Raw genomic sequence first — 21,282 nt, 5'->3', positions numbered from 1 at the left:
TCACCGTCCGTGGCCGCCGCCCGCGGTCGACCGCGCGGCCCGCCGGGTCAGAGTTGCGGCCCTGTCGACCTCTCGCTGGCGGTTCGTACGGCTTGGCCGCGGGACTGGGGTCGGCGTCACGGGGCGGGTCACCCGGTGACTTGATCCGGCGGCTGTCGCGGTGGATCCTGGCACCGCGCGAGCCACCGTGCTTTCTGCAATCCGCCGATCAGCCGCAGCCAGGACCTCGCTGAGGGCGATGGCGGGGGCGATGCCGGTCCGGGCAACCACGTGGGTCAGATGGTGAGCCCAGGTCGTGCTGGTGGTGCTCGCGATGACCTCCGCAGCTCGGCGCGTTGCGTGAACGCGCCCCTCGACTGAGTCAAGGCGATCGGCGAGGACATCGATGCGAGCCTCGATCAGGGTCGTTGCCAGGCTGGGGGCCTCGCTCAGTGCATCGCGGAGCGCGCTCGGGCCTCGCGTCCGAAGAAGGTCGGCCGGGTCCATCCCGCACGGCACCACGAGGCGCCGTGGGTCGCTGCCGGTGTCGGCGAGCTGCCAGTAGATCCGTTCTGCTGCCAGGTGGCCCGCGCGGTCGTCGTCCGTGCCGACCACGACGTCCTGGCCGCCTGTGCCGACGACCGCCCGGAGACATTCTGCCTGGGTGGCGGTGAACGCCGTGCCCATCGGGGCGACGCCGACGAACTGGCCCGCGCCGGCGAGGTTGACCGCGAGGGCGTCCATCGGGCCTTCGACCAGGACCGCCGTCGCTCCGTGGCTGAGTTGCGTCGACCCCTCGATCAGGCCGAAGAGCTCGTGCCCCTTGGTGAAGAGCTCGGTGTTCGCGGTGTTGAGGTACTTCGGCGCGGTATGGCTGCCACCGTCGTCGGCCGCCGGGTTGCGGCGGCCTATCCAGCCGTGGATGCCGTCATCGCCCTGGATCGCGAAGACCACGCGATCGCGGAAGCGGTCGATGAGCTGGCCGGTGGAGGCACGGCTCGCCAGCCCGGCGCCCAGGAGCTCGTCGTCGCTGGCGCCGGCGGTCCGCAGGTGTTGGACCAGGCGATTCCACCCCGCCGGGGCATGTCCGACGATGAAGCGTGGGTCGTCGGTGAGGTCGGAGCCAAGACGGTCCGCGAGGTATGACCTGGCCCAGGAACCCGGATAGGCGGCGGCGAAGTAGCCGGCGGCTAGTCGGTTGAGCTCCAGCAGCCGGACCCGATCTGCTGGGAGCCGCCCATGCGTGCCAGGCCCGGCCTGGGTTGGTCCCGCCACGGGGCCGGCTGGCTCGGGTCGGGGTGCGGCGTCACCGGGCGCGGTCGGACTCGGCGGGGTTTGGTCATCACCGGCGCTGGCTGATGAGGGCGAGGCTGGGGCGGTTGCTCCATCCGCGGCCAGCGCGGCGGGGGAGAGGTGATCGGCCAGGCGCCACCAGAGCGCAGCTGCAGGCTGTTCATCCGGAAGCGGGCGAGCGCAGGCAGACCGGACGAGGGAGGTGACATCGATGCCAGCGCCATCGGCGGTAGACATCCGCTCGCACAGGAGCGGCCAGTAGGGGTCGTCGCGAAGCCGTGGTTCCAGGCCGTCGGCCGCCGACCTCCACCGCTCGGTGGCGGTTCCCGGTCGACCGAGCAATCGGGATCGGCGGTCGTCGAGGTCGCGCTGCGAAGCGGCCTCGGCGGCTGACGGCAGCGGTAGACCCGTGGGTCGCCGTTCGTCGTCCGGGATGCCGTGCGCGGCCCGCCAGACGGCTGTGTCTGCGAGCAGCGACGCATCGTGGTCGATCAGAGGCTGGGCCCATGCCGGAGCGTTGGCCGCCGTCCAGGCAGCGGTCTCGTCGCTGACCGTGACGGCAAGCCGCGAGACCTCCTCGGAGCGTCCAGACAGGTAGTGGCCCCACTCGGCGTCGTGGCGCAGCGCATCAGGAAGAGCGGACAGCCAGGGGAGGGGGCCAGCGTGAGGCGATGGCTCTGCGACGGGGCCGAGCCGCCAGTCCAGGACGGCGGCGATGTCCCGGGCGTCACCCAGGCCACGGGGATCCTTGATGGCCTGCTGGAGGAGCTCCACGGGATCCATGCCGCTGACGGCGTGTAGGGCCAGGTGGCTCCGCAGTGTGGGGTAGCTGTCCTCGTCGGTCAGCCCGTGTACGTCCTGCTCGGCCGCCTCGTCGATCCTCAAGAGCAGTTGCGGTCCGACGACGTGCTGGGCCGCTGTGGCGAGCGCGTGCTGGTACTGCCCGACGGCCACGTGGAGGCAGGTCGCTGGATTGTCCTGCGCTCGCCGCAGGCCGGTGGCGGAGGTGGGTGCGTCGTCTCGAGCAAGGACCCGACGGAGGACGTCGACGGCCGTCGGAGGGAGCAGAGCGTCCCGGGTCACGAGGCTGTGCGGATCACCGTCGCCGGCGGTGCTCAGGAAGAGGTGGTTCTCGTGGCGACCACGGGTCATCGCGACGTACAGCAGCTGGCGTGACTCGGCGCCGGTGGCGATGGCATGGCAACGGTCTGCGGTGATGCCCTGTGCCCCGTGCACGGTGGTGGCGTAGCCGAGGGTGACGTGGGCTTGCACGTATGCCGCGGGGAGGGTGACGTGCTTGCCGGTGCGGCGGTGGACGACGTCGAGGTCACCGCCGGCCCGCACCTCCGTGACGGTCCAGCGGTCACCGTTCTTCACCCAGTCACCCTGGCCTGCGGCCAGCATTCGGTCGTTGCGGCGGGTGATCACGACATCGCCGGCGGAGGCGCGGCTGGAGTCGGGGAGGTCCACCTCGAGACCGAAGGTTCCCTGCGTCGCGATCCGCTGCGCGCGTGCTTTCGAGTTCAGTTCGAGAACCAGCTGACGAGTCGGTGCGAGCAGGACGGCGTCGTGGCCTGCGGTGAGGTCCGCCGCCCAGGCGGCAAAGGCGCCGTCGACCACCGTGGATCCGTCTCCGACGTGTAGCCGGCCGTTGTCGACGTAAAAGGCCAGTGCCGCTGGGTCCCCGTCGCGGAGCGCCAGAGAGGCAGCTCCTTCGGCCCGGTTGGGAGTCCCGGTGACCGGATCGATGAAGCGGACCACCTGGGTGAGCCGCGCGGCGCCTTGGGTGTGCGCGAGCTCCCGCAGCAGCCCACCTGCGCCGATGGGCCCCAGCTGGTGGTCGTCGCCGATCAGGCGGATCGAGCCGCCGGCGCCGGTCACGAACTCAACCAGGCGCGCGAGGTCACGGGTAGGGGCCATCGCGGCCTCGTCGAGGACGACGAGCGTGGAAGGACCGATCGACTCGACCCACGCCGGGACGTCGACGCCGGTGGTGACCGCGTGGATGAGCTTGGCCAGGGTGTCAGTCTGCGAGCCCAGGTGCTCTCGAAGCACCGCGCTGGCGCTGGCGGAGGGCGCGAGGCCGACGACGCTGCCACCACCCGCCGTCCACGCTGCTGCCAACGTGCTCAACGCCGTCGTCTTGCCGGTCCCGGCCGGGGCCAGAGCGAGCTGGACCCGTGCTCCGGATGTCGCCAGCTCACGGACCAGCTGCTGCTGTCCCGCGTTGAGGACGGTGCCGTCCGCGGCTGCCGTCGAGACTGCCGCCATGACGGCTGCAGCCGGGGTGACGCGTCCGTCGCGGCGTTCAGCAGCGATGAGCACGGTCGCCTCATCGGCCAGCATGCGACGGGACGTGTACGCCTCGGCTCCGGCGACGTGGAAGACGGACGATCCATCGGTGCGCCGCAGAGGGCCGGGCACGGACTCCCTTCCCCCGCCTTGCAGGCGCAAGGATCGCTGGGGTGACAGCGCTGCAGCGACGACGGCGTCCCCCGCTCGGTCGAGGTCAGCGAGCGAGATGCCTGCGGCACGGAGCTGACGTTCGGTCTCTGCGCGCACGTGCGGCTCTTGCCAGGTCGACCGGTTGCCCTCCATGACGGAGACCACCAGGTCGGCCGTCGCTGCGACCCAGGCGTCGGTGGGGCGCCCGGGCCCCGGCCCTGGCAGCGCTTGGAGGGCTGAAGCGACGTAGGCCCGGATCTCGTCGTCACTCCCGAGCACGGTCCTGGCCTCCGCCCGCCACGCGGTCCTCTGTTCCGCATGAGAACGGGGCTCGTGCTTCGCCGAGCGGGTCTCGAGGTTGGCCTGCTGGGCCAGTCCGACGGACTCCTTGGCCGACGGCGGTCGCCCGTGGTCGGCTTGGAACTGGGCGGCGAGGACCGCCCTCCGGGCGTCGATGTCTGATCGCCGAGACGACCAGAAGCGGGGGAGTGGGCCGTCCACGCCGACGATCTCGCGTACCGGGCGCTTGCCGGGATCGATGCCCGGTCGGTCGGCGAAGCGCACGCGGAGGCGGTCGGTGAGCAGGGCTTCGACGCGCGTGTTGTAGCGCTCGGACGCGGCGACGTTGTTCTTGTAGACAGCGCGGCCATCCAGCGCCAGCCACCTGTCATCCATGGTCTGGACCTTGTTGCTGATCGCTACGTGGGTGTGCAGGTCGGGGTCCCCGGCCCGGGAGTCGCGGTGGGTGAAGGACGCGGCGATGAGCCCCCGGACGTCGACCTGCGCGACCCCGCCGCGACCAGTGCGGGTGTAGGTCGCGTGAGACTCCAACCAGCAGACGGCGTCGTCGACGGCGTCCTGGTGTGCCCGCTCGATCACAGCCGCGACGTCCCGCGGCGCGATCGCCCAGAGCGTCGAGACGCTCTTGACCGGGCTGAAGGTGAGGTCGTAGCCGGCAACGGCGGTGGTCGGCTGCCGAGAGATGCGTGCCAGATGACCGGACAGCTCACGGGCGTCGAGGGCGGGGCGACCGAACCTCTCCTCGAACATCGCCCCGGCCACCTCGGTGTGGATCCGGGCGCGCTCGTCGTCCGAGACCGGCGAGGCAGCAGGCAGACCGAGCGCTTGGTTGAGCTCGCGGAACTCGACGGCACAGCGCTGCCGGAAGTCGTTCGACGCCTCGAAGACCCCGAAGGGCCTGCCGAGACGGCTCGCCCGGTCGATCTCCTGTGCATCTCGTCCACCGACTCGAGCCGCCTGCTCGATCTGAGCGGCGTTCGGATGACGGCCGTGACCGAACAGCGCGACCATCTGCGCCTCGGTGACCGTGTCGCCGACCGGGAAGTCCGATCTGCCGGCGAGGCCCCGACCCATCCAGCGCCCCGGCGCTTCGCCCTTCTCGCTGTAGTACGCACCCAGGCCGCCGGCCGGCTGATCGGTGGCGTCGTGAGCAGCCACTTGGCGGGTCAGGTAGGTGTACCCGGACCCCGCCGTCAGCTTGTGCACCGTCATCACAGCTGCACAGGCGGCGCCCCTCCTGCAGGCGTGTCACCCGGAGTGCATGAGGTGTGTCGTCGCTGGTCTTGGTCTTGGTCTTGGTCTTGGTCTTGGTCTTGGTCTTGGTCTTGGTCTTGGTCTTGGTCTTGGTCGTGGTCTTGATCTGGAGTCCTAGGTCTCCTCGTCTCGGGTGGACGCAAGCTCACCTCGAGGGTCGGACAAGCCACTAGCACCAGTCCCTCCCGCCACCCCGGCCGCGCCACGTTGTCACCCCGATTGCGCGGCGGTGCGACTGCTGCTGCGGTGGAAGGGTCGGTCCGGCCGCTGTCGGACCCCGGCCCTACGGTCCCCGCCGATGGACAACCGCACCGTGGACCCACCCAGCCCGGTGTGGGTCACCAAGCCGCGGTTCTCCAGCGTCGACGACGTCCAACCTGGGCTGCTCTACGCCTGGGAACGCGACCGGTACGCACTCATCTGGCGGGCCCGGGTGTGGTGCCTGCGGGAGACCGCACCCGGCTTCCCCGGACCAGACTTCCGCGGAACCGTCGTCGCCAGCCGCGTCGCCCCCCGCGACCCCAGAACTCATTGGTCGGTGGCTATCGACGGCGCCCTACAGGCCGCAGCTGCCGTCCCGGCCGGCAGCCTTGCCTGACCAGCCCAGGCACCCAGAGGGGTGGCGTCCATCCACAGACCCGCTGCGATCGGCCCGCGATGTCAGCAGAGAGAGGCAGACTCACCAGCAGAGCAATCGACCGCCGAAGCGAATCGAGGACCCGCTGTGCTGTTCGAACCGAAGGCCAGCGACTTCGAGGCCACCGATCTAGAGAACGCGCTGCTGCGCACCGCGGTGGGGGACTACGCCGCAGAGGCCGCCGTGCTGCTGCTGGCCAACGCCGGGCACTGGCTTCCCCAACTCGCCGCCGCCGGCCTCATCGCCGTCGACTACGACGACGACCCCACCGGCCCACCCACCGGACAAGCCCCCGGCGTGGGGTGGGCGTCGGTCACCTGGGTCGACATCGACCCAGCCCTGCGCGAGGGGCGTATCCACGGGTCCAGCGGGCAGCTGCGGATCCTGCGAGCAGCGGCGTCCATCGCCGACGGCCAGGCCCTCGACCTTGGTGACGTCGCCTCCGGCCTAGACCGCCGGCACCTGCTGCTGCTGCTGGCCGCGATCGCCCACACCGGCGGCAGCCATGAACACCGCACGCAGGACGTCTACCCCGACACCGGTGCGGTGTTCCTCAGCGATCCGTTGCCTTCGCTGCAGGCCTGGCCACCCCGCGACTGAGCGGCCCCACCACTGATGCCGCGCACCCCGAAGCCGACCTGGGCGCCGCTGCCGGAATTCGCCGGCACCTCCAGCACCGGTTCCACCAGGGACCGGGCGCTGCAGGACCGCCTGGAGGCCTACGTTGTGAAGGCCTACCGGCAGGGCATGTCCATCCGCGAGATCGCCCAACTCGTCGACCGCGCACCCACCACCGTCCACGGCGTCCTCAAGGCCCACCAGGTGCCCCGCCGCATCCAAGGTCGACCACCGGCCCAGCCATGACCGCGCCACCCGCAGCGCCACAACCGGGCAACCGCGCCGGTAGGGAAGTGCTGCGGGAGCTGGAGAACGCAGCCGCGGTCAAGCGGGCCGCCCGCCAGCGCATTGCAGACGCGGTCGCGCACCCGAGCGGCGACACGGCTGAGCTCGCAGCGCACCGGGCCGCCCACGACATCGCCACCGCGCGCTGGGTCAGCCTGCTGCGCGCGGCCGATCACGACGGGCACCCGGTGGCCGTCATCGCCCGCGCTGCCGGCGTTACCGCGGCATCGGTGCACTACCGACTGGCGGCTACCCCGCCGGCGGTCTAGCTGGTGGCGATGTCACCAGGGGACAGGCCCAGGCGCAACCGCACGTAAGCAGAGGATGCCGCGACACTCAGCGGTCAGTGCTGGGTTCGCCGATACCTCGACCCACCGCCCGTCGGGTCAACCCGGGGTCTTGCGGCTACGACGACTTCCAGGTCGGCACCTGGCGCACCTTCCAGCTCCAGGCCCAATTGTGCGTCTAACGGCTCAAGCAGCGGTGAGATCCCGGCGCTGGAAGCACATCTGCACCCCCCGCGGCAGCGGCCAGTCGAGCGGCAGGTCGACTATCACCGGAGTCCCGCAGAGGGCGACCAGGTGCTGCCCCTCGCAACTGGCGATTCCCAGAGCATGGGCCGGCCCCACCATGACGTTTTCGCCGGTATGTATCCCCACCAGCAGCACCGGGGTTTTGGGGCCTCGAAGGCGCGGGTTCGGAGCCACTGACGCACGCGAGAACTGTGCGCCACACTTGTTCAGAGGGCACCTACATCGCTTCAGGCAAGAACCACCAGGAGGCATCTGAACCCTTTGGAGGGGCGTGACCTGGGTGACCACGCCCCGCCGCGGGCCTCAGTTCCCGGTGGTTCGGGGCTCAGGCGGCTGTGGGGAGGCGTGCCGGAGTGCGCCGGAGTGCGGCGACGGCGGGTGCGCCGGTGAGCAGGCCGGCGAGGATGCCGATCTGCATAAGGAACCAGAACTGCACGTCGGCGGCCGGGGGCATGAGGTCGTTGAAGTGCAGGAGGAGCATCCAGCCGCCCATTCCGATGTCGAAGGCGACCACGGTGAGGGTGGCGCGAGCGACCGCGGTCAGCGTGGTGGCGCCATCGGTGGTGCGCTCGTGGACGGCGAGCAGCGCGATGGCCACGACCGCGATGACGGCGATCATGACCCACAGGTCGGTGCCGGCGATGGTGAGCCCGGAGGCGATCACCAGGGGGACACCGACGAGGTGGGCCAGGGCTGAGGCGGTGCCACCGGGCAGGCTGTCCACGACGACGGGCCGGGCGTCGGTGGGTCGGGCGCCGGGATGGGGCTTTCGGCCGTAGCGGCGGTAGAGCACGAGGGCAGCCGGGCCCAGGAACAGGGCTGCACCGACCCAGGTGATCTCGGCGGTGACGGTGCGATGGCGGTGCCCGCGGGCCCACACGTCGGTGGCGATCATCGCCGCGCTCAGCAGCGCCAGCAGTCCGTAGGTCCAGGCCAGTGGTGTTAGCCAGTCCGGCAGTGCGGCGCCCATCGTGGTGTTCATGTCCATGTCAGTTGTGGTCCTTCACGTGGGGTCAGTTGTGGGGAGTGCGGGTGAGGCATCGGACGCCGGCGAGGGCGGCGGTGCCTCGGGGTGCAGGCCAGGGACGGCATGCAGGTCGTGTCGCGGTGGTGCACGTCGAGGGCTTGGGGGTGATCGAGGGCCGTGATTCTCGGCGTTCCCGGCCATCGGGTGACCTTGGGCGGGGCTGCGCCGGGCTGGCCGCAGCCTCTGCTGTCGGGGGGTTACTGCGTGGACAGGCTCTGCAGCAGCTGTTCCATCTCGGTGATCTCGGCACCCTGGGAGGACTGGATGTCCTGGGCGAGCGCGATCGCCGCGGGGTCCTCGCCGTCGGCGATCTCGGTCTGGGCCATGCCTACAGCGCCTGTGTGGTGCTCGAGCATCAGCTGCAGCCACATGCGGTCGAAGTCCACGCCGCTGGCTGTCTCCAGGGAGGACATGTCGTCCTCGGTCATCATCCCGCTCATGCCGGAGTGAGCCATTCCCGAGGTGTCGTCTGAGTTGTTGGCGCCCCAGCTGTCCAGCCAGCCGTTGAGAACGTCGATCTCGGGCCCCTGAGCAGCCTGGATGCGGCCGGCCAGGTCCAGCACGTCGGGGTTGGTGGAGCGGTCGGCAACCAGGTCGGCCATCTCGACCGCCTGCTCGTGGTGGGGGATCATCGACTGGGCGAAGGTGACGTCGGCGGTGTTGAACGTGGCCTCTGCCGGCACGGACGTCGAGGACCGCGCCGACGAGGGGTCTGCGCCGCCAGAGCAGGCCGACAGGGCCACCGAGGCGGCGATGAGGGCACCGACGAACCCGGCGGCGCGGGAGCGGTGGGGGGAACGGGTCGAAGCATGGTGGCTGAGCACATGGGTCTCCTGAAAGGGGTGCCGCACCCGATATGAGCCGGGCACGAAGAGGGCATGGAAGGTCGAGCACGCGACTCCGGGCCACACGTGGGCCACGGGTGTCAGGTGGTTCGGCCTAGACCCTCAGCACGCAGAGACGACTGAGCTCGGGAGGTGCTGGGTGAGGGAGCGCATGGTCGAGGACGCTGCGCAGCAACACGGTGGGACGGGGCACAACGGTGAGAAGGCGCCGTCGCGACAGCCATGAGGCCAGCACTGCCAGTGCCGTGCCGATCCCGCCGGCCAAGACGGCCATGCACACCATCAGGGCGTGGGCCATGGCCCCATGACCGTCACCGGTCTGGCCGTCGTCGATCCAGGTGGGTGCAGCTACCAGCGATTGCGGTAGCGCGGAATCACGGGCGTTGGTCCCCGAATCAAGTCCGGGCCCCGCTTCCCCCGTCTGGTCGGGCGTGGCGTGCGAGGGCATGTTGGCCATGGCCGCGTCACTGTCGGTGCAGCTGAGGCCGTGCATGCTGAACACTGCGCCGAGCACGAGCAGGGCCCAGAGCAAACGTGCCCGCATGACACCCCCCACCGCTAGCCGATACCCCACCAGGGTAGGCACGTGGTGCATCGGACCGCTTCCGGCCCTGGTGCAGGTGGCCTGCAGGCGCGAGTGCGCGGGCACCGGCGACCGCACGGCGGCGCAGCCGCAGACCGCACATGGGGCAGGCAGAACTCCCCAGTGGCGATCGTCGTCATCTCTGGTCAGTAGTCATCGGCCGCGCCTTGGTGGCTGCGGTGTCCTCGATGTCGGGGTTGAAGACGGTACTTGCGGCGAAGACGACCGCCCCGCAGGTGATGAAGACATCGGCGAGGTTGAAGGTGGGGAACCAGCCGGTGTGCAGGTAGTCGGTGACGCGTCCGTCGCCCGCGCGGTCCACCAGATTGCCCACAGCGCCTCCGACCACGGCGGCCAGCCCAGCAACGAGCCACCCGGAGGTCCGCGCACGACCTGCCATGACCCAGGCGAATCCGGCGACGACGACAGTGACCGCCGCAGTGACGGCCAGGACCAGCCAGCCGGGCAGGTCGGACCCCACACTGAACGCGGCGCCTGTGTTGTAGCCCAGTCGTAGGTCCAGAATCCCGACATCCAGGGTCCGCCCGTCGCCCAGGCGTTGTTCGATGAGGGCTTTGACCCCCAGATCCACCCCCACCAAGACTGCAGCGACCACAGCCATCACCAACCGAGCTCCCGACAGCCAGGTTGACTGTCGGATGTTCATTGGTGTGACCTGCCGGCTCGGATCCCGTTGGCGATCACGAACACCTCGGCGACCTCGTGGATCACGATCACTGCGGCCAGGGACAGCACCCCCAGGGCGGCCAGCGGGATGAGCACGATGAGGATCGCGGCGGACAACGCCAGGCTCTGCAGCATGATCGTCCGGGCCCGGCGGGCGTGGGCCAGGGTGCGGGGCAGCTGGTGCAGGCTCTCGCCCATCAGGGCGACGTCGGCGGTCTCGATGGCGACGTCGGCGCCCATCGCGCCCATGGCGATGCCGACGTCGGCGGTGGCCAGGGCGGGGGCGTCGTTGATGCCGTCCCCGACCATCCCCACCCCACCTCGGGTGCTCGAGCGGAGCCGGTCGACCAGGGTCGCCTTGTCCTCGGGGCGCAGCTCGGCGTGCACGTCGGTGATGCCGGCGGCCCGGGCGAGGTGGGCGGCCGTGCGGGCGTTGTCGCCGGTGAGCATCGCCGTCGCCACGCCCATCGTGCGCAGCCGGGCTATGACCTCGGCCGCCTCGCTGCGCAGCTCGTCACGGATGGCGAGTGCGCCCAGCAGCTGGCCGGCGGACTCGACGAGGACGACGGTGGCGCCGGCGTCCTGGTGGTCCCGCACCTGCCCAGTGAGGGCGCCGGGGTCCAGGAAGCCGGGTTTGCCCAGCCGCACCGGGACGCCGTCCAGGACACCGGTGAGGCCTTGGCCGGCCAGGGCCTGCACGTCTGTGGCGACCGGGGCCGGGGCGCCGTCGTGCGCTGCGGCCCAGTGGGCGAGGACGGCGGTGGCCAGGGGGTGCTCGCTGCGGGCCTCGAGGGCTGCGGCGACGGTGAGCACCTGCTCGTCGTCGTGGCCGTCGGTGGTGAGGACGGCGACGACGGCGGGGGAGTTGCGGGTCAGGGTGCCGGTCTTGTCCAGCGCCAGGGTGCGGACGGCGCCGAGCGACTCCAGGGCGGCGCCGCCCTTGACCAGCACGCCCTGGCGGGTGGCGGCACCGATCGCGGCGACCACGGTGACCGGGACGGCGATCGCGAACGCGCACGGGGAGGCTGCGACCAGCACCACCAGCGCACGCTCGATCCACACGCCCGGGTCGCCGAGGAGTGAGCCGAGGACGGCGATCGCGGCGGCGACGACGAACACCGCGGGCACCAGCGGTGCGGCGATGCGAGCAGCCAGGCGCTGGGCTGCGCCCTTGCGGTCCTGGGCCTCCTCGACGATGTGCACGACGCGGGCCAGGGAGTTGTCGGCGACGGTGGCGGTGACGGTGACCTGCAGGACCCCGCCGCCGTTGACCGAGGCGGCGAACACCTCGGTACCTGGCTGCGCCTCCACGGGCAGGGACTCCCCGGTGATCGCCGAGGTGTCCAGAGTCGACTGGCCCTCGGTCACGGTGCCGTCGGTGGCCAGCCGCTCCCCGGGCCGGACCACCAGCACCTCTCCGACGCGCAGGTCGGCCGGGTCGACCTCCGACTCCACGAGCCCTGCGGGGCCGGGGCGGAGCACGGTGGCGCGGGCGGGCACCAGGTCAAGCAGGGACCGCAAGCCGCGGCGGGTGCGATCGACGGCGTAGTCCTCCAGCGCCTCGGCGAGGGAGAACAGGAAGGCCAGCATCGCTGCCTCGCGCACCTCGCCCAGGGCTATGGCGCCGACCATGGCCACGGTCATCAGCGTGCCCACGCCCAGCTTGCGGCGGGCCAGCGCACGCAGGGTTCCGGGCACGAAGGTGGCGCCGCCGGCGAGCACGGCACCGAGCGCGAGCGCGGTGCCCAGCACGACCGGTCCACCGGCCCAGGCCGTGACCTGCGAGGCCACCCAGAGGAGCCCGGCGGCGCCGGCCAGCTGGACCGACCGGGCCCGCCACAGCGGCAGGGCCGGGGCGTCGACCGGGGTGGCGGGTGACGAGCAGGTGGGGTCACCGCAGCCATCGCCGACCGCGGCCACCTGGTCGACGGTGCTGGGAGCGCAGCAGGCGCAGCCCTCACCGCACCCCGTCACCGGTTCTGCAGGACGAGCCGAGGTGAGGGGAATTGTGGCCAATGCCCGCCTTGGCGACTGGGGGGTTGGGTTGTCGTCGGGGCCGCAGCACAGGTCAGACACTGGACGCCGCCGAGACGCCCGGGTGGCTGGCACCTGGGTCGGCCGTGGGCGATGCGATCCCGGTCATCGCCAGCAGGGCTTGGCCGATGTCGGTGAGCCGATACATCACCAGCTTGCCGTCCTTACGGGATGCAGCCATCCCCGCCGTCCGCAGCACCCGGGCGTGGTGGGACACCAGGTTCTGACTTGTCCCGACGATCCAAGCCATATCGCACACGCACAACTCACCGCCGGCTTGCAGGGCTGCAGCGATACGCAGGCGCTGTGGGTCGGCCAGGGCCCTGAACTGCTGAGCCGGCCCTGCGGCCTGTTCGACGTTGGGGAGCCCTCCGCGTACGGCCTCAGCATGAGGCAGATCCAGGCACAACAGGTCGCAGCGGTCCTCAGTCACGGGTCACTCCACATCGCAACACTTCGACACCCCTAGCGGGCTACGACCTGGAACACTACAACGTATTGACGCCTGTAGGTATGTTCACCCGGGTTGATGCACCGGTTTCCTATCCTGGATAGTAGGAAGCGTCCGTCTTGCGGCCCGTCTCGTGGCCGCCATCTCGAGGAGTCACCCTGCGGTCCAACACCATGATCTCGGTCCTGCTCGTAGCGGTCTTCGCTGCCGTGGTCGCTGTGGCGGTGATGGTGTTCGGCGGTGGGGGCTCAGACGCCACCGCGGACGGTCAGGGCGGCGAGGACCTGGTGGTGCGGGAGAACAGCCACCGCCTGGACACGGCCCCGGGGGAGGTGACTCTGGTGGAGTTCCTGGACTTTGAGTGCGAGTCCTGCCTGGCCGCCTACCCGGTGGTGGAGCAGCTGCGCGAGGACTACGCCGGACAGGTCACCTTCATCGCTCGTTACTTCCCGGTCGAGGGTCACTTCAACGGGCAGAACGCTGCGGTTGCCGTGGAGGCAGCTGCCCAGCAGGGGGAATTCGAGGCGATGTACCAGCAGATGTACGCCACCCAGACCCAGTGGGGTGAGCAGCAGACCTCCATGGCCGAGTTGTTCCGGGAGTTCGCGACCGACCTGGGGCTGGACATGGACGCCTACGACAGCGCCGTCGCCGACCCAGCGACCCTGGAGCGGGTGCTCGCCGACCGCGACGACGGGCTGGCCCTGGGCGTGCAAGGAACTCCCACGTTCTTCCTCAATGGGGAACAGCTGACAGTCGGTTCGGCCGAGGAACTCATCGCCGCCGTCGACGCAGCCGTCAACGAGTAGTCATGTCCACCTCGGTATCGGCTCCGGCCGCCGACCCAAGAGCCCGGAACAGTGCGCTTGAGTCAGCCGGCCGAGGGCCGACTTCGCACCCGGTCGGGCCGGGTCAGCCCAGCCGGGAGCGGCGGCTGGGGGCGGGACTGATCCTGGCTGGCGCACTGGGATTGCTGGCGGCATTCGTGCTCGCGGTGGAGAAGTACCGACTGCTCACCGACAGCGCCTACGTCCCGACCTGCAGCATCAACCCCGTCCTGAGCTGCGGGTCGGTGATGACCAGCCCGCAGGCCGAGGCATTCGGGTTCCCCAACCCCCTGCTGGGGCTCATCGGATTCAGCGTCGTGCTGGTCGTCGGCGCGGCTCTGGCCGGGGGGGCGGTGCTCCCGGTGTGGTTCTGGGCTGGGCTGCAGGTCGGGGTGAGTGCTGCAGTCGTCTTCGTGCACTGGTTGATCGCGGCCAGCCTGTACCGCATCGGGGCGCTGTGTCCCTACTGCATGGTCGTGTGGGTCGTCGTCATCGCCTTGTTCGTCGCCGTCACCGCCCGCAACCTCACGGCCGTCACGAGGCGCCAGCCCGGGCCGGCGGCGACGGCGGCCGGCGTCCTGCATCGGCGGCAAGGGGTGATCGTCACGACGTGGCTCCTGGTGATCGCCACCTTGATCACCGTCCGGTTCTGGACCTTCTGGAGCGTCTCCCTTGGCTGAGGGCCAGGCAGGGATCTCCAGACGGACGGTTCTGACGGTCGGGGCCTCCGGGGTGTTCGGGCTGCTGGTCGCCGGCTGCGGCAGTTCCGGTGCCAACCCGAGCACGAGCGGCGCCGGCGGGGACTTCGACTTCACAGCGGCCACCCCGGCGGCCCAACTGATCCCCGCCGAGGACCGGCAGGGCGCCCCGGAGTTCGGCGGGGAGCTCCTCGACGGGACGACCTTCGAGTCCTCCTCGCTGGCTGGGGACATCGTGGTGATCAACTTCTGGGGTTCGTGGTGCGCACCGTGTCGGGTGGAGTCACCGGAATTCCAAACCGTCTCCACCGACGTCGCCGATGCCGGCGTGGCTTTCCTGGGAGTCGCCGTCCGGGACCAGAGGCAACTCGCCCAGGCCTTCACCACCGACTTCGGCATCACCTACCCCTCCTTGTTCGACCCCTCCGGGGAGGTGGCGCTGGCGTTCAACGGGTTCCCCGCCAACGTCGTCCCCACGACGATCCTGCTGGACCGGGACAACCGGGTCGCCGCCGTCTACGTCTCCGCCGTCGCCGAGGACGACCTGCGGACCAGCCTGCAGACCCTGCTCGCCGAGGACCTCACCCCACCCCCGACCACCTCACCCTCGACCGGCGCGCCCGGTGAGTGAACTGGGGTCGCTCTTCGCCGGGCTGGTCACCGACGGTTCCCTCGTGGTGGCCGTGGCCGTGGCGGCCCTGGTGGGTCTGATCAGCTTCGCCTCGCCCTGCGTCCTGCCGCTGGTCCCGGGTTACCTGGGCTACGTGGCCGGGCTCAGCGGCAGCCAGGCTGCCCGACCGGGGGTACCGGCCACGGCCGGGGCGACCCTGCCCACCGGAGGCGGGGCAGGCGTGGCTGCGCTGGGTCAGGACGAGCCCGGCCCCGATGCCCCCCAGGGTGGGCGCGGGCGGGTGCTGGCTGGGGCCGTGCTGTTCGTGGCCGGGTTCACGGTGGTCTTCATGTCTTTCGGCGCCGCGTTCGGGGGCCTGGGCCGGCTGTTGCTGGAATGGGCGCCAGTGATTACCCGGGTCATGGGTGTGGTCACCATCGTCATGGGTCTGGCGTTCCTGGGCGGGTTGGGCTGGCTGCAACGCGAACGACGGCTGCACCGCCGGCCACCGGCCGGCCTGGTCGGGGCACCGCTGTTGGGCATGGTGTTCGGGCTGGGCTGGACCCCGTGTCTGGGTCCGACCCTCTCGGCGGTCAACGCCCTGGCCTACAGCGAGGCCTCAGCGACCCGCGGCGCCATCTTGGCCTTGGCCTACTGCCTGGGTCTGGGATTGCCGTTCGTGTTCATCGCCAGCGGAGCCCGGCGGGCCCTGACCCTGTCCCGGTACGCCCGCCGCCATGCCCGCACCGTCACCCGCATCGGCGGCGGCCTCCTGGTCCTGCTAGGAATCCTGCTGCTCACCGGCACCTGGGACGCGATCATGATCTACACCCGAGCCTGGTTGGCCACGACCGGACTGGGCTCCTCGTTCGTCTGAGGGCCACCATCGGCCGACGTCGACTGCGCCCGGGTCGGCCGTCGGTGTCACCAGATGCAGGGCCACCTGGGTGACCTCACAGGGTGGCGGTCCCAGTTGGGTTCGCAGCGTGCGCTGCTGGGTCCGACGTCGAAGCCGCCGATGCCCTTCGATGGCTGCCCCCACCAGGAGGGCAACCACAACGCCGACGGCCGCGGATGCTGCGACGTACCCCGTCGACCACCCCCCTGCGACCACGTCGGCAGCGGCCTGGCCGTTGCCGGGGTTCGCCGTGGCCTCGGCGGGGTGGCCGTGTGTGGCCACCCGGGTCAGCAGACCGATTACCAGCACGGTGGTCGCTGCGGTCGCTGTCAGCCCGACCGCTCGCCGCCGCGGGCGGCGCCTAGGAATCTCAGACACCGCCGTAGGAGTGCAGGCCGGTGGAGACGAGGTTGACGAAGAGCAGGTTGAACACCAGCGAGCCGAAGCCCACCAGGTTGATCCACGCCGCCGGTGCACCCCGCCACCCCGCAGTGCTGCGGGCGTGCAGGTAGGAGGCGTAGGCCACCCAGGAGATGAACGCCCACGTCTCCTTGGGGTCCCAACCCCAGAACCGGCCCCACGCGCTCTCGGCCCAGATCGCCCCGGCGACCACGGCGAACGTCCAGATGGGGAACGCGAACACCGCCGCCCGGTGGGCTACCCGATCCAGTGCGACCGATGAGGGAAGTCGGTCCAGCACGCCCATCCGTGCGCGGGGCGGGCGTCCCTCGCGGCGTCGTTGGAGCAAGAACAAGACGCTGGCGGTGGCGCTGACCAGGAACACCCCGAAGGAGATGATCGCCGCCGAGACGTGCACGACCAGCCAGTCCGAGCGCAGAGCGGCGATCAGCGGGCCGGCCTCGGCGTAGAGGAAGAAGCCGATGAGCACCAGACTGACCATCACCGGGCCGGTCACGAAAAGCCCGATGTGACGCATCGCGGGCACCCGGAACGCTGTGACCAGGTAAGCCAGAACACCGATCAGCACCGCCGCGGTCCCGAACTCGTACATGTTGCCCCACGGGGCGCGACCGGTCCCGAAACCCCGCAAGGCGAGCACGGCGGTCTGCACGACCGCGCCCAGCACCGTCAGGGCCAGGGCCAGCGTGCTCCAGGAGAACCGGCGTGCGGGCCGGACGAAGGGCGCGTCGGCGGAGGGCGGGTCGGCGGCCGGCGGCTCCCCGGCGGGCGAACCGCCCTGTCCCGGCGGCCCCGTCCTCGGTCCAGCCGGGATGAGCACCGGGGACCGGGACTCGGCGTCGGCTGCGGTGGCCCGTTGCCGCGATCCGAACGCGAGCTGGGCGCAGAAGGCAAGGGTGGCCAGGCCATAGGCGAGCACGGAGACCGTGAAGAGCTGGTCGGACAGGGAGGCCATTGTCTGGGTGCTCATCAGGTCAGGTGTCCTCGGGGTCGTCGGTAGGGGAGCTGCGCGGTGCGATGGAGGCGGCCGTAGCGGCCGTAGCGAGAGAAGTAGCGGAGCTAGCGGCGGGGGCTGTGGGCCGTGTGCGCACAGCGGGCCGGGTCGCCGCGACGAGTGCTGCCAGGGCAATCAGGCTCAGTGCCGCCTCGGGGGCCGCACCCACACGGGTGGCCAGCGTGGTGCTCTCAGCCAGGGTGACCGGGCCGACGAACTGCCAGGGTCGGAACAGCTCGGACTCATCGACCACTGTGCCGTCGGGGTCGATGACCGCGGACAGGCCACTGGTCGCGGACACGATGACCGTCCGGTTGTGCTCGATGGCCCGTAGGCGACTCATCGCGAGCTGCTGAGGGCTCTCATCGGTGTAGCCGAAGGTCGCGTTGTTGGTCTGCACCACCAGCAATCGGGCACCTTGCTCGACGACGTCGCTGACGAGTCCGTCGTAGGCGACCTCGAAGCAGATGACGTCCCCGACCGGTACGCCGGCGATGTCGAGCAGCCCCACCTCCTCACCGGCCACGAAGTCCCGCTCGAGCAGGTCGACCTGGTCGCTGAAGAGCCGGAAGAACGACCGGGCGGGCATGTACTCCCCGAAAGGCACCGGGTGGCGCTTGGCGTACTGCTGTCCCGGCCCAGTGACGGGGTCCCAGACGATGCCGGCGTTGGTGAGGTTCTCCCCCGGTCCTTCCAGGACCGCCCCGATGAGGATGGGCACACCGATCGCCTGGGCCGCCTGAGTGATTTGGGCGGCCGCGTCGGGGTTGGTCAGGGGGTCGATGTCGGAGCTGTTCTCCGGCCAGATGACCAACCGGGGGGCTGGCTCGGTCCCTGCGTCCACAGCTGCAGCCAGGTCGAGGGTGGCCTGGACGTGGTTGTCCAGAACCGCGCGTCGTTGGGCGTTGAAGTCCAGGCCCGCTCGGGGCACGTTGCCCTGGATGACCGCGACGGTCACTGCCCGCCCAGTGTCGGTGGAGGAGGCCGGACTGAGATGGAATGCCGAGGCCCACAGGGGGACGCTGACCAGCATCGGGAGCATGGCCGACAGCAGTGCGGGCCCACCGCGGGGCCACGCGCTGCGGTCGGGTGATGGCCGTGGCTGGCTGCGGCTGATCATCACCGCAGCGATCTGCGTGCCGGTCAGCGCGACCGCGAAGCTCACCAGCGGTACCCCACCCACGGCGGCGAGCTGGGCCAGTGGGGAGTCGGCCTGACTGAAGGCCAACCGTCCCCACGGCAAACCACCGAAGGGCCATCGCGACCGGGCAGCCTCCACGGCGACCCACAGGCATGCCGACCACCACGCTGCGCCCGGAAGCCTGCTCAGGGCAGCGCATCCTGCGCCCAGCGCGGCGTAGAACAGGGCTTGGGACACGGCCAGAGCCACCCAGGGCACAGCGCCGACGAACACCCCAGCCCAGCTCAGCAGCGGCAGCATGAACGCGAGACCGAAGACCATGCCCAGGACGGCGCCCTGCCAGGGTGAACGCCGGTGGGTGGCCCACGACAGCATCGCCGGGGCCAGCAGGGCCAACGGCCACAGGTTCCAGGAGGGGAAGGCCAGCCACAGCAGCGCCCCGCCGGCGCCCGCCACGGCCAGACCGGCGAGCGCGCCTCTTCTGGTCGGACTTCTCCACCGGGGAGCACTTGGGGCGGGGGCTGTCGAATCTCGGCCCAGCAGGGCCGGCGCCCCGGTCACCGGGAGGGCACGGCGTCAGGACCGGGGGAGCGCGCCGACTGTTGGGCCAACTGGGCCAGGTGAGCGTTGTAGGCGGCCAGGTCCAGGTCCCCCGAGCGGGCCTCGGCTCGATCAGCGGCCCGGTTGCGGCGCTCATCTGATGCCACCCAGGAGAAGAACACCACGCCCAGCACCAGGATGGTGGGCAGTTCACCGAATACCCAGGTGAGGCTGCCGGCGGTGGACTGGTCGGCCATCGGGTCGATGTCCCAGGCAGCAGGGGGGTCACTGAAGACCCGAACCAGGGGGGTGCTGGCCATCATGATCGCGACGCCGAAGAAGGCGTGCATGGGCATCGGGAGCAGCAGCTCGAGCATCCGCACCGGATGACGGGAGGAGTGTGGCCACGGGTCCACGGCCAGCACCCCTCCGAAGAACAGCAACCCGGTGACCAGGAAATGACCCAGCATCACGATGTGACCGACGGCGTTCTCCATCATCAGGTCCACCAGCGGGGTGAAGTAGATGCCGTACAGCGACGCGATGAACAACGGCATCGTGAAGCCCGGGTGTGACACGACGGCCGCGAACCGGCTGTGCAGCGCCACCAGGAGCCACCGGCGGGACGCCCCCGCCCGCTCGTGCCCCCGAGGCAGGGTGCGCAACGCCAAGGTCACCGGCGCCCCCAGCAGCAACAGGATGGGGGAGACCATGGACAGCACCATGTGCTGGCTCATGTGGATGCTGAACAACACCATGCCGTAGCCCTGGACTCCCGTCGCGGTCACGGCCAAGACGCTGAGCACGCCCAGGGTGAACGTCATCGTCCGGTGCCAGGCCCAGCCGACGCCCGAGCGCCGCAGTCGGATGACACCCAGCAGGTACAGCGCCAGCGCCAGGACAGCCAGAGCGGGAATGACCGATGTCCAGTCCAGCTGGATGGCCATGAGGCGGGCCAAGGTCGGCGGCTGGGTGGGCATCCACATCACGCCGCTGTGATCTGCACCCACATCTACTCCTGCCGCCAGTGTGTCGCGGTCCGCCTCCGGGGCGGGCACCCGCTCGACTCATAGTCTCCTATGCGGGATCGTAGATGACTGCGCGGTCCCCGCTGCGACGACCGACCGATTCGCAGGGCGCGCCAGTGCGACCGGACACCAGGTGAGGGGTTACTGCAGGTGAAACACGCCCCAGACGATGCCGTGGCGGCACCGCAGGCCCAGGCAACTCCCCGTCTGAACGTGGGTCGCAAGGTCATCCATGGACGACCACAGGCCCTTCTCGGCGCCCTGATCACCGGCGCTCTCCTGGCCGCCGTCGGAGCAGCCCCCTGGTCCGGTCGCGGGGTGGAAGCCTTGCCGGACGGCGGGACCAGCGTGGCTGCCGCCTTGGAGCTCAGCGGGGACAGCACGGACGCGGATTCCGAGGTCTTCGCCCAGGCCCAGGCTCAGGCCCAGATCAGCCAGAGCGAGGCCGCCGCCCGGTTGGAGCTGCTGGCGGCCTCCAGGGCAGAGCGCGTCGAGCGGGAGCGACCACAGGCCGTGCTTCCGGTGCAGGGCGTGCTGACCAGCAGTTTCGGTGCCCGGTGGGGAACGACACACAACGGGTTGGACTTCGGGGCTCCCATGCTGACTCAAGAGGTCGCGGCCGCCGATGGTGTGGTGGTGCGGGCCGGGACGGCCAGCGGGTTTGGGCTCGCCGTCTACATCCAGCACCCCAACGGCGACGTCACCGTCTACGGCCACATGGAGACCATCCAGGTACGGGCCGGTGACATCGTGGCCGCCGGAGACCCGATCGCCCTGCTGGGCAATCGGGGTCAGTCGACCGGGCCGCACCTCCACTTCGAGGTCCACCAAGGCGGCATGAACGGACCACGCATGGACCCGGCCCGGTGGTTGGCCGACCGCGGAGTGCAGCTGTGAACGCGCAGTCCGTTCAGTCCACCCGCCCGACGGGGGGCTGACATGGACCCGGCAACCCTGATCGGCGTCGCGATCGCCCTGGTCGCGATCATCGCCTCGATGATCATGGAGGGCTCGTCCCCCATGGCCATCGTCCTGCTGCCCCCGATCATCCTGGTCTTCGTCGGCACCTTCGGTGCCGCGATCGCCGGCTCCACGATGGCCGACGTCAAGAAGCTCGGCACCTGGTTCAAGATGGGCCTGACCCCGGCCGCGGTG

Annotated in this window: 19 protein-coding genes and 1 pseudogene; 10 read left to right on the top strand and 10 right to left on the bottom strand. The window is 70.5% G+C overall.

Features of this window, described 5'->3' with window-relative positions:
* Positions 1–5,229 (bottom strand): MobF family relaxase, encoded by a 5,229-nt coding sequence (gene mobF / locus ASG36_RS20590; RefSeq protein ID WP_235495370.1) that lies wholly within the window; start codon positions 5,227–5,229, stop codon positions 1–3.
* A gap of 340 nt (positions 5,230–5,569) precedes the next feature.
* Between mobF and ASG36_RS20585 the strand changes: the two genes are divergently transcribed.
* From ASG36_RS20585 to ASG36_RS20570, 4 genes are all read left to right on the top strand, one after another.
* Positions 5,570–5,869: a hypothetical protein gene (locus ASG36_RS20585; protein WP_157499029.1), complete on the top strand. Its 300-nt coding sequence runs from the start codon at positions 5,570–5,572 to the stop codon at positions 5,867–5,869.
* Positions 5,870–5,995: 126 nt separating this feature from the next.
* Positions 5,996–6,508, top strand: coding sequence for a hypothetical protein (locus tag ASG36_RS20580; protein ID WP_055768814.1), 513 nt, complete (start codon positions 5,996–5,998; stop codon positions 6,506–6,508).
* 15 nt (positions 6,509–6,523) lie between these two features.
* Entirely contained in the window at positions 6,524–6,772 is a 249-nt protein-coding gene (locus ASG36_RS20575; protein WP_055768811.1) for a helix-turn-helix domain-containing protein, read from the top strand.
* Between the two features lie 47 nt (positions 6,773–6,819).
* Entirely contained in the window at positions 6,820–7,080 is a 261-nt protein-coding gene (locus tag ASG36_RS20570) for a hypothetical protein (protein WP_055768808.1), read from the top strand.
* 589 nt (positions 7,081–7,669) lie between these two features.
* On the opposite strand, the gene ASG36_RS20560 is transcribed toward ASG36_RS20570, so the two are convergent.
* From ASG36_RS20560 to ASG36_RS20535, 6 genes are all read right to left on the bottom strand, one after another.
* Complete coding sequence (locus ASG36_RS20560) at positions 7,670–8,332, bottom strand: DUF4396 domain-containing protein (RefSeq protein WP_055768802.1); 663 nt, start codon at positions 8,330–8,332, stop codon at positions 7,670–7,672.
* A 236-nt stretch (positions 8,333–8,568) separates the two neighbouring features.
* Complete coding sequence (locus tag ASG36_RS20555; protein WP_235495368.1) at positions 8,569–9,054, bottom strand: DUF305 domain-containing protein; 486 nt, start codon at positions 9,052–9,054, stop codon at positions 8,569–8,571.
* Between the two features lie 256 nt (positions 9,055–9,310).
* Positions 9,311–9,760 carry a DUF6153 family protein gene (locus ASG36_RS20550; protein ID WP_157499027.1) on the bottom strand — a complete coding sequence of 150 codons (450 nt, stop codon included), beginning with the start codon at positions 9,758–9,760 and terminating at the stop codon, positions 9,311–9,313.
* 175 nt (positions 9,761–9,935) lie between these two features.
* A complete protein-coding gene (lspA, locus tag ASG36_RS20545; RefSeq protein ID WP_157499037.1) occupies positions 9,936–10,421 on the bottom strand; it encodes a signal peptidase II in 486 nt (161 codons plus the stop codon).
* A 41-nt stretch (positions 10,422–10,462) separates the two neighbouring features.
* Positions 10,463–12,406: a cation-translocating P-type ATPase gene (locus ASG36_RS20540; RefSeq protein WP_304437810.1), complete on the bottom strand. Its 1,944-nt coding sequence runs from the start codon at positions 12,404–12,406 to the stop codon at positions 10,463–10,465.
* Between the two features lie 148 nt (positions 12,407–12,554).
* On the bottom strand, positions 12,555–12,953 hold the full coding sequence (locus tag ASG36_RS20535) for a metalloregulator ArsR/SmtB family transcription factor (protein ID WP_055768794.1): 399 nt from the start codon (positions 12,951–12,953) through the stop codon (positions 12,555–12,557).
* 191 nt (positions 12,954–13,144) lie between these two features.
* Here ASG36_RS20535 and ASG36_RS20530 point away from each other — a divergent pair, with 191 nt between their 5' ends.
* Genes ASG36_RS20530 through ASG36_RS20515 form a run of 4 tightly spaced genes read left to right on the top strand, consistent with a single transcriptional unit; the run spans position 13,145 to position 15,983 of the window.
* Positions 13,145–13,780: a thioredoxin domain-containing protein gene (locus ASG36_RS20530; RefSeq protein WP_235495366.1), complete on the top strand. Its 636-nt coding sequence runs from the start codon at positions 13,145–13,147 to the stop codon at positions 13,778–13,780.
* A gap of 2 nt (positions 13,781–13,782) precedes the next feature.
* Positions 13,783–14,478: a vitamin K epoxide reductase family protein gene (locus ASG36_RS20525; RefSeq protein WP_082523389.1), complete on the top strand. Its 696-nt coding sequence runs from the start codon at positions 13,783–13,785 to the stop codon at positions 14,476–14,478.
* A gap of 52 nt (positions 14,479–14,530) precedes the next feature.
* The gene (locus ASG36_RS20520) at positions 14,531–15,127 is read left to right on the top strand and encodes a TlpA disulfide reductase family protein (protein ID WP_235495364.1); all 597 of its coding nucleotides are present in this window, start codon (positions 14,531–14,533) and stop codon (positions 15,125–15,127) included.
* Complete coding sequence (locus tag ASG36_RS20515; protein ID WP_082523388.1) at positions 15,120–15,983, top strand: cytochrome c biogenesis CcdA family protein; 864 nt, start codon at positions 15,120–15,122, stop codon at positions 15,981–15,983. Before ASG36_RS20520 ends, ASG36_RS20515 begins: the two co-directional genes overlap by 8 nt.
* Before the next feature lie 391 nt (positions 15,984–16,374).
* Here ASG36_RS20515 and ccsB read toward each other — a convergent pair whose 3' ends face one another.
* The 3 genes from ccsB to ASG36_RS20500 are packed head-to-tail and all read right to left on the bottom strand — an operon-like array spanning position 16,375 to position 20,079.
* Complete coding sequence (gene ccsB / locus ASG36_RS20510) at positions 16,375–17,394, bottom strand: c-type cytochrome biogenesis protein CcsB (protein WP_055768790.1); 1,020 nt, start codon at positions 17,392–17,394, stop codon at positions 16,375–16,377.
* A gap of 4 nt (positions 17,395–17,398) precedes the next feature.
* Positions 17,399–19,120 carry an apolipoprotein N-acyltransferase gene (gene lnt, locus ASG36_RS20505; protein WP_082523387.1) on the bottom strand — a complete coding sequence of 574 codons (1,722 nt, stop codon included), beginning with the start codon at positions 19,118–19,120 and terminating at the stop codon, positions 17,399–17,401.
* Positions 19,117–20,079 (bottom strand): cytochrome c oxidase assembly protein, encoded by a 963-nt coding sequence (locus ASG36_RS20500; RefSeq protein ID WP_235495360.1) that lies wholly within the window; start codon positions 20,077–20,079, stop codon positions 19,117–19,119. The genes lnt and ASG36_RS20500 overlap by 4 nt, the downstream gene beginning before the upstream one ends.
* 261 nt (positions 20,080–20,340) lie before the next feature.
* Here ASG36_RS20500 and ASG36_RS20495 point away from each other — a divergent pair, with 261 nt between their 5' ends.
* Together ASG36_RS20495 and ASG36_RS20490 are read left to right on the top strand one after the other, a co-directional pair.
* Positions 20,341–21,024 (top strand): M23 family metallopeptidase, encoded by a 684-nt coding sequence (locus ASG36_RS20495; protein WP_235495358.1) that lies wholly within the window; start codon positions 20,341–20,343, stop codon positions 21,022–21,024.
* Between the two features lie 42 nt (positions 21,025–21,066).
* Positions 21,067–21,282 (top strand): annotated as a pseudogene (locus tag ASG36_RS20490) (motility protein A); the annotation flags it as partial.

Source organism: Geodermatophilus sp. Leaf369, assembly GCF_001424455.1.
Classification (GTDB): domain Bacteria; phylum Actinomycetota; class Actinomycetes; order Mycobacteriales; family Geodermatophilaceae; genus Klenkia.
Note: the sequence above shows the minus strand (reverse complement) of the source record. Positions and strands in the feature narration are given on the sequence as shown.

What these genes read in the sequence shown, in the direction of transcription:
- mobF (WP_235495370.1), bottom strand. Translation starts at nt 5,229, where the DNA reads ATGACGGTGCACAAGCTGACGGCGGGGTCCGGGTACACCTACCTGACC.
- ASG36_RS20585 (WP_157499029.1), top strand. Translation starts at nt 5,570, where the DNA reads ATGGACAACCGCACCGTGGACCCACCCAGCCCGGTGTGGGTCACCAAG.
- ASG36_RS20575 (WP_055768811.1), top strand. Translation starts at nt 6,524, where the DNA reads ATGCCGCGCACCCCGAAGCCGACCTGGGCGCCGCTGCCGGAATTCGCC.
- ASG36_RS20560 (WP_055768802.1), bottom strand. Translation starts at nt 8,332, where the DNA reads ATGGACATGAACACCACGATGGGCGCCGCACTGCCGGACTGGCTAACA.
- ASG36_RS20550 (WP_157499027.1), bottom strand. Translation starts at nt 9,760, where the DNA reads ATGCGGGCACGTTTGCTCTGGGCCCTGCTCGTGCTCGGCGCAGTGTTC.
- lspA (WP_157499037.1), bottom strand. Translation starts at nt 10,421, where the DNA reads ATGGCTGTGGTCGCTGCAGTCTTGGTGGGGGTGGATCTGGGGGTCAAA.
- ASG36_RS20530 (WP_235495366.1), top strand. Translation starts at nt 13,145, where the DNA reads ATGATCTCGGTCCTGCTCGTAGCGGTCTTCGCTGCCGTGGTCGCTGTG.
- ASG36_RS20525 (WP_082523389.1), top strand. Translation starts at nt 13,783, where the DNA reads ATGTCCACCTCGGTATCGGCTCCGGCCGCCGACCCAAGAGCCCGGAAC.
- ccsB (WP_055768790.1), bottom strand. Translation starts at nt 17,394, where the DNA reads ATGAGCACCCAGACAATGGCCTCCCTGTCCGACCAGCTCTTCACGGTC.
- ASG36_RS20500 (WP_235495360.1), bottom strand. Translation starts at nt 20,079, where the DNA reads ATGCCCACCCAGCCGCCGACCTTGGCCCGCCTCATGGCCATCCAGCTG.